Raw genomic sequence first — 13,212 nt, 5'->3', positions numbered from 1 at the left:
AAGTGAGCACAGCCATGGCCATGGTGGGCCTGTTCTGGATCGCCGAGGGCGACGTCTACGTGGGCGCGAAGCCGTCCGGGCACGGTCCCGGGGTCCGTCTGACCCCCGAGGCGGTGGTGGGCCTCGGCGACGGGCAGTCCCGGCTGCACCTGTGGGAGGACGTGCGGGACCTGACGGTGTCGGACGTGCCGGTGAGGACGTTGATGCGGCAGGTCGAGGCGGTGAAGGACCTGGCGATCGGCACGGTGCTGGAGCTGGCGATGGCCGGCGGCACGGGACTGGGCGGGGAGGTCCCGCCGTTGATGAGGGTCGGCGTGGAGTCCCCGGACGGCGTCCACGAGTTGGCGGCGTACGTGGCGGCGGCCGCCGGCTACTCGCAGAACGAGACGGAGCTCTCCCGCGCCCTGCTGTCCCGCCTGACGGAGGGTCAGGCAACCCTGGAGACGACGCTGGCGACGATGGCGCGGTGGGGCCGCACCCACGAGGGCGGGACGCCCCGGCGCTCGGAGCGCGAGGAGCTGCTGCGGGAGTGGCTGGGCTGACGCCCGGGGTGGTGGCGGAGCCGCGCCCCTCCCTCCTCCCCGTACGCGACCGCGCCCCCACCCGGAAGGGTGGGGGCGCGGTCGTCGGCAGGGGTGACAGGAGTCGAACCTGCGGCATCCGGTTTTGGAGACCGGCGCTCTGGCCATCTGAGCTACACCCCTCGGCGATCACAAGCATGCCATCCGCCGGGGCATGGCCGCCACCGGGTTGTGCGCCGGGCGCAGGACCCTGTCTTCCGGATCAGGCCGGATCCGGAAGACACGGCCTAGACCCGCGTGAGGTCCACGTCGCCGCGGAGGGCGGCGAGGCCCAGGGCCAGGAAGAAGTCGCCCCACACGAGTTCGTTCCAGACGGCCGTGCGCTGCGTCGAGTCGTAACAGCCGTCCAGGAGCATGCCGCCCGGCCGCATCCCGCCCGGGCGGGTGAGGTGGGCGTGGGCGAGGCGGTGGAGGATCGCGTCCGAGCGGGCGTTGCAGGCGGTCGCCCAGGGAGCGTCGGGGACCAGGGCGAGTTTGCGCAGGGCGACCGCGGCGATGGCGGCGGCCGAGGTGTCCAGGGGGCCGTCGCGGTGCCGGGCGTCGGCGGGCGGGACCAGCGGGCCGGTGAGGAACTCGGCCGTGCACAGGAGCTGTTCGGCGGCATCGGCCAGGGTCGCCGCGCCCGTTCCGTGGCCGGGGGCGGGCGTGCCCCCGGGGCTGCCGACGCGCAGCAGGCCGTCGGCGACCGCGAGGAGGAGCCAGGCCTCGCCGCGGGTCCAGCCGGGACCGGGCTCGGGCTCCGCGGTCCAGGTGGCGGCCGTCTCGTCGTAGCGCCAGGACGGCTGGGGGCGGCGGCCGTCCCCGGGCAGGCACAGGTCGAGGTGGCGGCGCAGGTGCGCGTCGGCCGCCCGTTCGCCCTCGGGGCCGGCGGCGGCGAGCAGCGGGACGAGGCCGGGCACGCCGTCCGCGCGGGCCCGCAGGCGTTCCCCGCCGAGCGCCGCGCCCCAGGGGACCAGGCCGTGCCGCGGCTCCCACGCGCCCAGCACGGTCCGGGCCGCGCGGTCGCGCAGCGCGTCGGCGCCCTTGTCGTCGAAGGCCAGGGCGGTCCCGTACCAGAGGATGAGCCCGCGGGTCGCGGTGTCGGCCTCGGCCCAGGGCGCGAGGCGGGCGGTGCAGGCGGAGGCGGCGAGGGTGTCGGAGGGGCTGCCGCTGGCCCGGTGCCGGGCGCGCAGCCACAGCAGGCCGGCCCAGAAGCCGCCGGTCCAGGAGCCGCGGCCGGTCGTCGTCCAGCGCCCGTCGCCGGGTTCGGCGTACAACGGGAAGCGGGAGCCGACCTGTTCGGCGGTCCGGCCCACCCGGTGGACGAGCAGGGCGAGGGCCGACTCGGCCCAGTCCGGGGCGATCATGCCACCCGCTCCCTCGTACGTCGGTCCCGCAGCGCCCAGGTGAGGGCCACCGCGCCGGCGACGGCGAACTCGGCCGCGACGAGCGCCCAGCCCTGGTCGTAGCGGCCGCGAGCCGCGAGCGTCCCGAACAGCGGCGGCCCCACGGCGAACCCGGCGAAGAAGCCCGCCGCGACGAGCGCCGAGTCCTGCCCGGCGCGGCCGGGGGCGGAGCGCTGGAGCACCAGCACCATCGAGACGGCGTTGCCCGCGACCGCGAACACGCCGACCGCCGCGGCTCCCGCCCACACCAGGGGCGTGGCCCGTTCGGCGAGGGCGAGGAGCACGGCGGCGGCCACCGCTCCGGCGGCGAGCCCCCCGGGCAGCCACGGGGCGCGGCCGGGGACGGCGGCGCGGGACCATCCGACCCGGCCGGCGATGCCGGCGACGCCGAGGACGGCGACCAGCGCGCCGGCCACCGCCGGGCCCATCCCGAGCCGCCCGGCGCCGTACAGCGCGAGGTAGGTGTTGACGGACGCGATGCCCGCGCCCAGGAAGACCGAGAAGGCGGCCAGCCAGATCACGGGGCGGCGGTCCGTGGTCGCCGGGCCGCCGGGGGTGGTGGGTGCGGGAGCCATGTGCGGAGGCACCCTGTGCCAGGCCCACACGGCGGCGAGCGCCGCGGCCGCGGCCGCCACCCACACGGCGCCCCGCCAGCCCAGCACGCCCGCGGCGGAGGCGAGCGGCAGCCCGGCGGCGAAGGCGCCCAGCTGCACCCCGGACTGCTTGGTCCCGGTGACCGCGCCGCGGCGGGCCGGCGGGACCGCGGCCAGGATCGCCTTGTTGGTCGCCGGGTTGGCGAGGGCCTGCGGGACGCCGCCGAGGGCGACGGCGGCGAGGAGCAGTCCCGGTCCCGGCGCGGCGCCGATGAGCGAGAGGGCGAGCGCCGAGACGGCGAGCAGCGCGACGAGCGCGCGCCGCGGGCCGACCCGGTCGACGATGCGTCCGCCGAGCGGCGACAGGACGGCGGCCGTGCCGAAGCCGACGGTGGTGGTCAGACCGAGCAGGGTCTCGGAGACGCCGAGCCGCTCCACCAGGCGCGGACCGAGCGCGCCGAGCAGGAAGAGCTGCATCATCGAGAACGCCATGGCCGTCGTCAGCAGCGCGGTCAGCCCGCGCGCCGGGCGCTCGTCGCTCAACCGCCACCCCTCCCCCGTACCCGCGCCCGGTGTCTCCGGCCGCTTCCGGGGAGAGGAGTCGGACGGGGCGCCCGGGGAGTTCCCGGGCCCTCTTGTGGGACGGACCACATCTCGCGTAGGCATGTTCCGCGGCATGTTCCGCACGCGACGAGGGGGCGGGCGGGTCGACGGGGAGGGGTGCAAGGATGGGCACGCCATGAGACCGGGCCGATTAGCGCGAGGGGTACGGGCCGCGTTGTTCGCGGCCGTCTGCGTGCTGCTCGCCGCCACCGGCCACATCCTCATGTCGGGCCGTCCCGTGGCCGGTTGGGTGCTGGGCGCGGCCTTCGCGGCGACCGCGGCGGCGGCCTGGGCGACGGCCGCCCGCGAGCGCGGCCTGTTCGCCGTGACGGCGGCTGCCGTGGCGGTCCAGACGGTGCTGCACTCGGTGTTCTCCTGGGCCCAGTCGGGCGGCGGCGCCGCGCACACCGGCATGGGTGCGGGGTCGGGGTCGGGTGCCGGTACGGGAAGCGGGGGCGGCTCCGTGTCCGCCGCCTCCGGCACCCTGTCCTCGGCGCACATGGCGCATCCGGCCATGGGGGCCCCGGACATGGGTCCCGCCGACATGGGTCCCGCCGACATGGCGCACCTGCCCGGCCTCGGCGTCGACGTCGTCCAGGTGGGCGACGCGGGTCATGTGGCCATGGCCCACCTCCCGGTCGCGTCCGACGCCCATGACATGGCGTCCATGGTCTCCTCCCTGGCGCATGCCGCCGACCTGACGGACTTCTCGCTCTCCTCGTCCTTCGGCATGCTCGCGGCGCACGTGCTGGCCGCGCTGTTGAGCGGTGTGTGGCTGGCGTACGGGGAGCGGGGGGCGTTCCGGTTGTTGCGGGCGTTGCCGGCGGGGTTGTTCCGGCCGTTGTCGCTGCTGCTGGCCGTGGTGCCGGTCGTGGTGGGCCGGCCGCGTGTGCGTCCGGTGCGTCCGGGTGACGCGCGTGTGCCGCGGCGGCTCCACCTCGCGCATTCCCTGGTCTCCCGGGGTCCTCCCCAGGCAGTCGCTGTCGTCTGATCCGACAGCCGGTCCCCCGAGCCCGCCGGCCGCCCCGCGGCCGCCGCTCGGGCCCCGGCCGCGCCCTGGTGCCGGCCGTACCCCCTTCCTGCCTCCCTCTCAAGGACCCGAGGACCCGTGGCGATGACACCTGCCCGCATCCACCCGGCACACAGCCCCCACCACTCCCCCGAATCCGACGCGGCCACCACCCTGCTGGCCCTGGCCGCCCGTGACGGCGACCCCGCCAAGGCCGACCAGTTCGTCCGCGCCCTGCACCGCGACGTCTGGCGCTACGTCGCCTACCTCAGCGCCGACCGCCAGGCCGCCGACGACCTCACCCAGGAGGTCTTCCTCAGAGCCCTCGCCGCCCTCCCCCGCTTCCAGGGCCGCTCCTCCGCCCGCACCTGGCTCCTGTCCATAGCCCGCCGCACCGTCGTCGACAGCCTCCGCCACGCCGCCGCCCGCCCCCGCCTGTGCGACCACGACGACTGGCAGACCGCCGCCGAACACGCCCAGCCCCGCGACCTGCCCGGCTTCGAGGACGGCATCGCCCTGACCGAACTCCTCGACACCATCCCCGACGAACGCCGCGACGCCTTCGTCCTCACCCAGCTCCTCGGCCTGCCCTACGCCGAAGCCGCCCAAGCCATCGGCTGCCCCGTCGGCACCATCCGCTCCCGCGTCGCCCGCGCCCGCGCCGCCCTCCTCACACTCCTCAACACCGAAGAAACAACAGCCGACAGGCCCGCACTGGCCGCCGCCTGACAGGACGTCGCTCCGGCCCGCTTCAGGACGCGAGCGCGACACCGCCCACCACGAGCGCCGCCACTCCCGCCAGGACGGCCACGACGCTGCAGCCGAAGTCGAGCCTGCGGGAGCGGTGTTCGCTCGCGAGGTCCGGGGTGAAGACCGCCGGGTCGTCGGGCCGGTAGTGGACGGTGAGTTCGCGTCCGAACGCCCTGGCGGGGTCCCTCAGCCCGTCGGGGCAGTACGCGATGACGGCCGTGCCCTCGTGCGTGGTGAAGGAGACGACCGGCCGGCGGTGGGTGAGGGTGTCGCCGTCCTCGTCGACGGTGACGTCCTCGAGCACGGCGATCACCCGGCCGGGGACGGGGGCCACGGAGGCCAGTGCGGCGGCGCGCTCGCGCGTGACGCGCAGGGACCCGGGCGCGTAGGCGACGCCCAGCAGGGTCCAGGGCACGCCGAAGCCGAGCAGGGCCCACGGCCAGCCCCAGTCGACCACGGCGACGACGACCAGGCCCGCGTAGACCAGGAAGGCCGCGAAGTTCGGCCAGCCGAGTCCGCGCCGGCCGTCCTCGAGGTCGCTGACGAACCGGAAGGCGTGCGGCCGGCCCGGGGGGTAGCGGATGCCGACCTCACGCCCCAGCCAGGCGGCGCGGATCAGATCGCCGCGTTCGCCGTCGTTGGTGACGGTGAACTCCTCCCCCGTGGCGGGGTCCCGGAAGGTGACGACGACCGCTATCCCCTCGCGGCCGGAGCTGCCGTGCCGCGGCTCGGTGACCCGCTCGATCCGGCCGGTGACCCGGACCGCCCGTTGGGCGCCGGTCACCCCGGCGAGCGACCGCCCGTACCCGACCAGCGCCACCGTGCCGAACACCGCGCACCACAACGCCAGATAACCGTGCCAGCCCATCCGTGCTCCCTTCGGTACCGCATGCCTCGTCGGCGTCTCGTCGGCGTCTCGTCGATGTCTCGTCCGCGCCTCTTCGGCGTATCGCTTCAGTGCGCCGGGATCCGCCGCACCACCGTGCCGTCGCCGTCCGCCTCCAGCACGGCGGCGCCGTCGGCGCCGGTCACGCCGATCCGCAGGGTGAGGGCGCCGGTCAGGCGCTCGGCGGTGAGCTGCCAGGTCTGCGGGGCGCGGACGCCGAGGGTGGTCCTGGCCTCCCGGACGAGGGCGGGGACGCGGGAATACGGCAGCGCGCCCGGGTCGAAGCCGAGGGCCTGCGAACCCGTGGGGGCGAACACGACGGTCAGCTGCCGGTCCTGGACGACGACGGTGAGCGCCCGGCGCTTCTCCTCGCCCCCGGTGAGCCCGTCGACGGCCCGGCGCAGGGCGCCCTCGTCGAGCATCGACTGGCCGGGGCCGAGGGAGACCGTGCCGGAGCCCACCGAGACGACGGTGGTGGAGGAGGTGGCGGAGGCGGTGGGGCCGGCGGGCGCGGGGGGGCCGCTCGGCCGGGTCCGGGCCGAAGAGTTCGGCGCGGAAGAGGAAGACCACGGCGGCGGCGGCGAGCAGCAGGGCGAGGAGCGTGACGCAGCCGACGGCGCTGGTCTCCGGGGGTGCGGCGGCCAGGGCCGGCCCGGGCGCCGAGTCGATGCGGGCCGTGGCCGCGCGGTCCTCCCACTCCGGGGTCGGCCGCTTCACGATCTTCACCTGCCAGGGCCGGTCCGGCGGGTACCGGACCACCAGGATGCCGCCCGGCCGGTAGTCGGGCAGGTCGACGAGGTTGACGTCCTGGACGAACACGACGCGGTAGGCGGGTCCGTCGTCCGGTGCGACGGTGAGGTCGAAGCGGACGGGCACGTCGCTCGTGTCCCCGCCGGTGGCGCGCCGTTCCTCGATCATCGCGAGGGCGGTACGGGGGACGACGGCCGCCTCGCGGGCGCGCTTCGGTGCCCCGGCGAGGAGGATCAGCAGCCCGTAGACCACGGGCACGACGAGCCCCGCGACGAACAGCGGGACCCTCTCGACGACGACGCCGACGACGAGGGCGGCGAGCGAACTCCCGATCACGGCGCCGGTCAGGAACCCGCGGACGAAGTCGAGGGGGCTACGGCGCGTCGGCGGCGCGCTCGTGGTGACCGGCGTGATCGTCATACGGGGATTGTGTCGGGCCCGGGCGGCGACCGGTAGGCGTCCGCCGCGCCACATCGGCCGGCCCCGAGGCCGGACCAAGCCGACCCCCGCGCACCCCGTCACCAGGTCGTCGCCCGGAAACCTTGCACGTCCGCCATGTGCTGCGCGTAGGGTGGCCGTTGCAGCTGGTTCGCCCCGTCCGCCAGGCGGGATGCGTCGCAAGAGGGAACCCGGTGGGAATCCGGGACTGCCCCGCAGCGGTGAGTGGGAACGACCGCCGTCAACAGCACTGGACCGTACGGTCCGGGAAGCGACGGCCAGTAGGTGTCTCGTCCGACGAGACGTGCTCGCGAGTCCGAAGACCTGCCACTGCCCGTGCGTGACGACCGCGCGCGGAGATTCCGGTGACCTCGAGGGCGGGTCGGCGACAGGACGGGCACGGCGTTCTTCCACGCGGTGTCCCCTGCCTCTTGCTTGCCTCCTTCGTGCGTGCGCGCCCTCGCGGGTCCATCCGGGGTCCCCCCACACGACTCGCGAAGGAGAGTTCCGTGACCAGCACGACCACCACGACGACCACCACCGTGTACGGGTACCCGCGCCAGGGCCCGGACCGGGAGCTCAAGAAGGCCGTCGAGGGCTACTGGCAGGGCCGGGTGACGGCGGATCAGCTGCGGCTGACGGCGGCCGGGCTGCGCCGCGCGGCCTGGCGGCAGCTCGTCGGGGACGGCGTCCGCGAGGTGCCGACCGGCGACTTCTCGTACTACGACCACGTCCTGGACACCAGCGTGATGGTGGGTGCCGTGCCCGCCCGGCACCGTGCCGCCGTCGCCGCCGACCCGCTCGACGGCTACTTCGCCATGGCGCGCGGGACGCGGGACGTGGCCCCGCTGGAGATGACCAAGTGGTTCGACACCAACTACCACTATTTGGTGCCGGAGCTGGGCCCCGACACCGTGTTCTCCGCCGACTCCCGCAAGCAGGTCGGCGAGCTGGCCGAGGCGCTGTCGCTGGGCCTCACGGCCCGGCCGGTGCTCGTCGGGCCGGTGACGTTCCTGCTGCTGGCCAAGCCGGCCGCGGACGCCCCCACCGACTTCGTACCGCTGACCCTGCTGGACCGGCTGCTGCCGGTGTACGCGGAGGTGCTGGCCGACCTGCGGGCGGCGGGCGCGGAGTGGGTGCAGCTGGACGAGCCGGCCCTGGTGCAGGACCGCACCCCGGCCGAGCTGAACGCCGCCGCCCGCGCGTACCGCGACCTGGGTGCGCTCGCCGACCGGCCGAAGCTGCTCGTCGCCTCGTACTTCGACCGGCTGGGCGAGGCGCTGCCGGTCCTGGCGAAGGCGCCGGTCGAGGGCCTCGCCCTGGACTTCACCGGTCCGGCCGCGGCGAACCTGGCGGACCTGGCGGCCGTCGGCGGGCTGCCGGGCAAGCGGCTCGTCGCCGGCGTCGTGGACGGCCGCAACGTGTGGATCAACGACCTGGAGCGCTCGCTGGCCACCCTGGCGACCCTGCTCGGGCTGGCCGGCCGGGTCGACGTGGCCGCCTCCTGCTCGCTGCTCCACGTGCCGCTGGACGCGGCGGCCGAGCGGGAGGTCGATCCGCAGGTCGCGCGCTGGCTGGCGTTCGCCCGGCAGAAGTCGGAGGAGGTCGCGACGCTGGCCCGGGGGCTCGCCGAGGGGCCCGGCGCGGTCACCGCCCGGCTCGCCGCGAACCGGGCCGCGCTGGCCTCCCGTACCGCCTCCGCGCTGACCCGCGACCCGGCGGTGCGGGCGCGGACGGCGGCGGTCACCGAGGAGGACGCCCGCCGGGCGCAGCCGTACATCGAGCGGGCCGCCGCCCAGCGGGCGCAGCTGCGGCTGCCGCTGCTGCCGACGACCACGATCGGTTCCTTCCCGCAGACGACGGAGCTGCGCTCGGCCCGGGCCGACCTGCGCGCGGGGCGGATCGACGCGGCCGCGTACGAGGGGCGGATCGAGGCGGAGGTGCGGGAGGTGGTGGCGTTCCAGGAGAAGGCGGGCCTGGACGTCCTGGTGCACGGGGAGCCCGAGCGCAACGACATGGTGCAGTACTTCGCCGAGCGGCTGGACGGCTATCTCGCGACTCGGCACGGCTGGGTGCAGTCGTACGGCACGCGGTACGTCCGGCCGCCGGTGCTGGCCGGGGACGTGTCGCGGCCGGCGCCGATGACGGTGCGCTGGACGGCGTACGCGCAGTCGCTGACCTCGCGGCCGGTGAAGGGGATGCTGACGGGGCCGGTGACGATGCTGGCCTGGTCGTTCGTCCGGGACGACCAGCCGCTCGCGGAGACGGCCCGGCAGGTGGCGCTCGCGCTGCGGGACGAGGTCGGCGACCTGGAGGCGGCGGGGACCTCGGTCGTGCAGGTGGACGAGCCGGCGCTGCGGGAGACGCTGCCGCTGCGCGCGGCGGGGCGGGCGGAGTACCTGGCGTGGGCGACGGAGGCGTTCCGGCTCGCGACGAGCGGGGTGCGGCCGGACACCCAGATCCACACCCACATGTGCTACGCCGAGTTCGGTGACGTCATCGGCGCCATCGACGAGCTGGACGCGGACGTGATCAGCCTGGAGGCGGCCCGTTCGCACATGCAGGTGGCGCGCGAGCTGGCCGGCCACGGCTACCCGCGCGAGGCGGGTCCCGGGGTGTACGACATCCACTCCCCCCGGGTGCCGGGCCCGGAAGAGGCGGCCGAGCTGCTGCGGACGGGGCTCGCGGCGATCCCCGCCGACCGGCTGTGGGTCAACCCGGACTGCGGCCTGAAGACGCGCACCTGGCCGGAGACGCGGGCGGCGCTGGAGAACCTGGTGGCCGCGGCGCGCACCGTCCGGGCGGAGCTGGCGGCGCGGGGGGAGGGAGCGGCGGCGCGGTGAGGGGGCGCCGTCACGGCGGCGCCGTGACCACGGTGCCGTGAGGCGACAGGGGTGAAGGGTTCCCGGGGACGTGACGACCGCCTCCCCGGGGACCCCTTGAAGGACCGGAGGACCGTCGGGTTAGCATATGAGCACTGCCTAGCTCGATCGAGAGATGCTTTCTGTGACTGTCAACGAGGACTCGTTCACAAACTGGAAGAACCGCGAGGAGATCGCGGAGTCCATGATCCCGATCATCGGGAGGCTGCACCGGGAGCAGGACGTCACCGTCCTCCTGCACAGCCGCTCCCTGGTGAACAAGTCGGTGGTGAGCATTCTCAAGACCCACCGGTTCGCCCGCCAGATCGACGGCGAGGAGCTCTCGGTCACCGAGACGATGCCGTTCCTTGAGGCGCTGACCACCCTCGACCTGGGCCCGTCCCAGATCGACATCGGCATGCTGGCCGCCGAGTACAAGGCCGACGACCGCGGCCTGTCGGTGGCGGACTTCACCGCCGACGCCGTCGCGGGCGCCATCGGCGCCAACAAGATCGCGCGCGGTGACGGCCGTGACGTCGTCCTGTACGGCTTCGGCCGCATCGGTCGCCTGGTGGCCCGCCTGCTCATCGAGAAGGCCGGCTCCGGCAACGGTCTGCGCCTCCGCGCCATCGTCGTCCGCGGCGGCGGCGACCAGGATCTGGTGAAGCGCGCCTCGCTGCTGCGCCGGGACTCGATCCACGGCCAGTTCCAGGGCACCATCACCGTCGACGAGGCGAACAGCACCATCGTCGCCAACGGCAACTCGATCCGCGTGATCTACGCCAACGACCCCTCCGAGGTCGACTACACGGCGTACGGCATCGAGAACGCCATCCTCATCGACAACACCGGCAAGTGGCGCGACCGCGAGGGCCTGTCCAAGCACCTGCGCCCCGGCATCGACAAGGTCGTGCTGACGGCTCCGGGCAAGGGCGACGTCCCGAACATCGTGCACGGGGTCAACCACGACACGATCAAGCCGGACGAGCAGATCCTGTCCTGCGCGTCCTGCACCACCAACGCCATCGTCCCGCCGCTGAAGGCCATGGACGACGAGTACGGCGTGCTGCGCGGTCACGTGGAGACCGTCCACTCGTTCACGAACGACCAGAACCTGCTGGACAACTACCACAAGGCCGACCGTCGCGGGCGTTCCGCGCCGCTCAACATGGTGATCACCGAGACCGGTGCCGCCTCGGCCGTCGCCAAGGCGCTGCCGGAGCTGAAGGCCCCGATCACCGGCAGCTCGATCCGCGTCCCCGTCCCGGACGTCTCGATCGCCATCCTCAGCCTGCGCCTGGGCCGCGAGACCACCCGCGAGGAGGTCCTGGAGTACCTCCGCGACGTCTCGCTGCACTCGCCGCTGAAGCGCCAGATCGACTTCACCACGGCCCCCGACGCCGTCTCGATGGACTTCGTGGGCTCGCGCCACGCGTCGATCGTGGACGCCGGCGCGACCAAGGTCGACGGCGACAACGCGATCCTGTACCTGTGGTACGACAACGAGTTCGGCTACTCCTGCCAGGTCATCCGGGTCGTCCAGCACGTCTCGGGCGTCGAGTACCCGACCTTCCCGGCTCCGGCGGTCTGACCCGGAGAACCGCAGGACCGCGGGACCGCGGGACCGCAGGACACTGCACGGCATGAACGGCGGTGGGGCCAAGGCCCCACCGCCGTTCGGCGTTCACGGGAGCGGACGGGAACCTCCGGCTCCGCTGGTACGTTCTACAAGCCAGTAGAAACAACCGACGTCTGGAGTGCTTTCACATGGCCCTGTGGGACCGCATCAAGGAGTCCGCATCGACGATGCAGACCCAGCTGGTCGCGAAGAAGAACGACCTCAAGAGCGGCGCCTTCCGCGACGCGAGCATGGCGATGTGCGCCCTGGTCGCCGCCGCGGACGGGTCGATCGACCCGTCCGAGCGCCGCCGCGTCGCCCAGCTCATCGCCACGAACGAGGTGCTGCAGAACTTCGACGCGACCGATCTGCAGCGCCGCTTCGACGCCAACCTCGACAAGCTGGCCGCCGACTTCGACTTCGGCAAGGTCAGCGTGCTCCAGGAGATCGCCAAGGCGAAGAAGAAGCCGGCCGAGGCCCGCGCGGTCGTGCAGATCGGCATCGTCATCGGCGGCGCCGACGGCGACTTCGACAAGACCGAGCAGGCCGTGGTCCGCGAGGCCTGCTTCGCGCTCGACCTGCCGCCGCACGAGTTCGACCTGTAGCGCGGGGCGCGACGGGAGAGGTGCCACGGCGCACCGCAGCCCTCTGGGCCCGGTCGGGGGTGTGGGTCCGGGGAGGGTGCGGTGTGCCGTGGCACCCGTTCAGGGGGTGGGACGGCCCGCGACGCCCGGGTCGAGGGCGGGGAGCACGGCCGGGTCCTCTCGGCGGTCCGGGTAGACCGCGCAGGCGAGCGCGGTGGCCTGACGGAGCGTCTCGGTGAGGTTCTCCCAGTCGAGCGCCGGACGGTCGTCGGCGCGGGCGGAGACGAGCGAGGCGTTCCACCGCATCCGGGGGACGCCGGGCAGCGGGCGCAGTCCGGTGGCCTCGCGCGGGGAGGCGGCGAGCGCCATGGGCAGCATCGCGCAGCCGAGCCCGGACTGGGCGGCGGCGCGGACGCCCGCCATGGAGCCGAGTTCGTGGATCTCGGGCGGCCCGTCGGAGCGGAGCCGGAGGAATTCGGGCAGCCAGCGCTGCGAGGGACAGTCGGGGTCCGCGATGACCACCTGGCGGCCGGCCGAGGCGCGGCCCCGGGCCCGGGAGACGCCGGTGACGGGCACGAACTCGACCTCCTGGAGGCGCACTTCGGTGAAGTCGTCGGGGCGCTCGGCACGCGGCTGGTCGGGCAGACCGGCCGGCAGGGCGGTGGGGTCGTCGGACTCGACGACGGTGAGCACCAGGGCGCCGTCGATCGATCCGGCGCGGAAGGCGTCGTGGATCTCGGCGGTGCCCATGACCCGCAGGGCCAGCTGGACGCCGGAGAGCAGCCGGCGGCCGATGTGGGTGACCCGGGCGAGCTGCTGCCCGTACGCGAGGGCGGGGACGATGCCGACGGTCATCCGGGGCGGGTTGGCGGCGGGGCGGCGCAGGGCCGTCTCCATCTCGCCGACGAGGGTGAGGATCTGGCGCGCGTACTCGGTCAGGACGGTGCCGGCCCGGGTGAGCCGCACGCCGTTGGGGAGCCGTTCGAAGACGGGCTCGCCCACCTGCCGTTCCAGTGCGCGCATCTGCGCCGTGACGCTGGACTGCGAGTACCCGAGGCGGCGGGCCGCCTGAGTGAAGGACCCGGTCAGGGTCACCTCACGGAAGGTACGAAGGGTTCTTGCGTCGATGTCCACGTGAATAACCCCCTTGCCGC

Annotated in this window: 12 protein-coding genes, 1 tRNA gene and 1 riboswitch; of the genes, 7 read left to right on the top strand and 6 right to left on the bottom strand. The window is 74.5% G+C overall.

Annotated features, from left to right (window positions below; genetic code table 11):
• Positions 1 to 2 precede the first annotated feature (2 nt).
• The gene (locus ABD981_RS06785; protein ID WP_240495228.1) at positions 3 to 542 is read left to right on the top strand and encodes a hypothetical protein; all 540 of its coding nucleotides are present in this window, start codon (positions 3 to 5) and stop codon (positions 540 to 542) included.
• An 88-nt stretch (positions 543 to 630) separates the two neighbouring features.
• Here ABD981_RS06785 and ABD981_RS06780 read toward each other — a convergent pair.
• From ABD981_RS06780 to ABD981_RS06770, 3 genes are all read right to left on the bottom strand, one after another.
• Positions 631 to 704 (bottom strand) — tRNA-Trp (locus ABD981_RS06780).
• Positions 705 to 808: 104 nt separating this feature from the next.
• The gene (locus ABD981_RS06775) at positions 809 to 1,927 is read right to left on the bottom strand and encodes a hypothetical protein (protein WP_046907994.1); all 1,119 of its coding nucleotides are present in this window, start codon (positions 1,925 to 1,927) and stop codon (positions 809 to 811) included.
• Entirely contained in the window at positions 1,924 to 3,051 is a 1,128-nt protein-coding gene (locus ABD981_RS06770; RefSeq protein WP_123954506.1) for an MFS transporter, read from the bottom strand. The genes ABD981_RS06775 and ABD981_RS06770 overlap by 4 nt, the downstream gene beginning before the upstream one ends.
• Positions 3,052 to 3,337: 286 nt before the next feature.
• On the opposite strand from ABD981_RS06770, the gene ABD981_RS06765 reads away from it, so the two are divergent.
• Both ABD981_RS06765 and ABD981_RS06760 read left to right on the top strand, forming a co-directional pair.
• Positions 3,338 to 4,153 (top strand): hypothetical protein, encoded by an 816-nt coding sequence (locus tag ABD981_RS06765; RefSeq protein WP_046908088.1) that lies wholly within the window; start codon positions 3,338 to 3,340, stop codon positions 4,151 to 4,153.
• A gap of 123 nt (positions 4,154 to 4,276) precedes the next feature.
• The gene (locus tag ABD981_RS06760) at positions 4,277 to 4,900 is read left to right on the top strand and encodes a sigma-70 family RNA polymerase sigma factor (RefSeq protein ID WP_345528650.1); all 624 of its coding nucleotides are present in this window, start codon (positions 4,277 to 4,279) and stop codon (positions 4,898 to 4,900) included.
• Between the two features lie 22 nt (positions 4,901 to 4,922).
• On the opposite strand, the gene ABD981_RS06755 is transcribed toward ABD981_RS06760, so the two are convergent.
• On the bottom strand, positions 4,923 to 5,789 hold the full coding sequence (locus ABD981_RS06755) for a DUF3592 domain-containing protein (RefSeq protein WP_046912118.1): 867 nt from the start codon (positions 5,787 to 5,789) through the stop codon (positions 4,923 to 4,925).
• Between the two features lie 86 nt (positions 5,790 to 5,875).
• On the bottom strand, positions 5,876 to 6,268 hold the full coding sequence (locus tag ABD981_RS06750; protein ID WP_345528335.1) for a hypothetical protein: 393 nt from the start codon (positions 6,266 to 6,268) through the stop codon (positions 5,876 to 5,878).
• Between ABD981_RS06750 and ABD981_RS06745 the strand changes: the two genes are divergently transcribed.
• From ABD981_RS06745 to ABD981_RS06730, 4 genes are all read left to right on the top strand, one after another.
• Positions 6,255 to 7,013: a hypothetical protein gene (locus tag ABD981_RS06745; RefSeq protein WP_345528333.1), complete on the top strand. Its 759-nt coding sequence runs from the start codon at positions 6,255 to 6,257 to the stop codon at positions 7,011 to 7,013. The genes ABD981_RS06750 and ABD981_RS06745 overlap by 14 nt on opposite strands.
• A gap of 99 nt (positions 7,014 to 7,112) precedes the next feature.
• Positions 7,113 to 7,341, top strand: a riboswitch (cobalamin riboswitch).
• A 163-nt stretch (positions 7,342 to 7,504) separates the two neighbouring features.
• Positions 7,505 to 9,838, top strand: a complete 2,334-nt coding sequence (gene metE, locus ABD981_RS06740; protein ID WP_046912116.1) for a 5-methyltetrahydropteroyltriglutamate--homocysteine S-methyltransferase — start codon at positions 7,505 to 7,507, stop codon at positions 9,836 to 9,838.
• 163 nt (positions 9,839 to 10,001) lie between these two features.
• The gene (locus ABD981_RS06735) at positions 10,002 to 11,447 is read left to right on the top strand and encodes a glyceraldehyde-3-phosphate dehydrogenase (RefSeq protein ID WP_046912115.1); all 1,446 of its coding nucleotides are present in this window, start codon (positions 10,002 to 10,004) and stop codon (positions 11,445 to 11,447) included.
• A 176-nt stretch (positions 11,448 to 11,623) separates the two neighbouring features.
• Complete coding sequence (locus ABD981_RS06730; protein ID WP_046912114.1) at positions 11,624 to 12,079, top strand: tellurite resistance TerB family protein; 456 nt, start codon at positions 11,624 to 11,626, stop codon at positions 12,077 to 12,079.
• 99 nt (positions 12,080 to 12,178) lie between these two features.
• Here ABD981_RS06730 and ABD981_RS06725 read toward each other — a convergent pair whose 3' ends face one another.
• Positions 12,179 to 13,192: a LysR family transcriptional regulator gene (locus tag ABD981_RS06725; protein ID WP_276205619.1), complete on the bottom strand. Its 1,014-nt coding sequence runs from the start codon at positions 13,190 to 13,192 to the stop codon at positions 12,179 to 12,181.
• Positions 13,193 to 13,212: the final 20 nt, after the last annotated feature.

Origin of the sequence: Streptomyces showdoensis (assembly GCF_039535475.1) — a bacterium.
Taxonomy (GTDB): Bacteria; Actinomycetota; Actinomycetes; order Streptomycetales; family Streptomycetaceae; genus Streptomyces; species Streptomyces showdoensis.
Note: the sequence above shows the minus strand (reverse complement) of the source record. Positions and strands in the feature narration are given on the sequence as shown.

Excerpts from the sequence above, each read along its gene's own strand:
- ABD981_RS06775 (WP_046907994.1), bottom strand. The coding sequence starts at position 1,927 with ATGATCGCCCCGGACTGGGCCGAGTCGGCCCTCGCCCTGCTCGTCCAC.
- ABD981_RS06770 (WP_123954506.1), bottom strand. The coding sequence starts at position 3,051 with ATGGCGTTCTCGATGATGCAGCTCTTCCTGCTCGGCGCGCTCGGTCCG.
- ABD981_RS06760 (WP_345528650.1), top strand. The coding sequence starts at position 4,277 with ATGACACCTGCCCGCATCCACCCGGCACACAGCCCCCACCACTCCCCC.
- ABD981_RS06755 (WP_046912118.1), bottom strand. The coding sequence starts at position 5,789 with ATGGGCTGGCACGGTTATCTGGCGTTGTGGTGCGCGGTGTTCGGCACG.
- ABD981_RS06730 (WP_046912114.1), top strand. The coding sequence starts at position 11,624 with ATGGCCCTGTGGGACCGCATCAAGGAGTCCGCATCGACGATGCAGACC.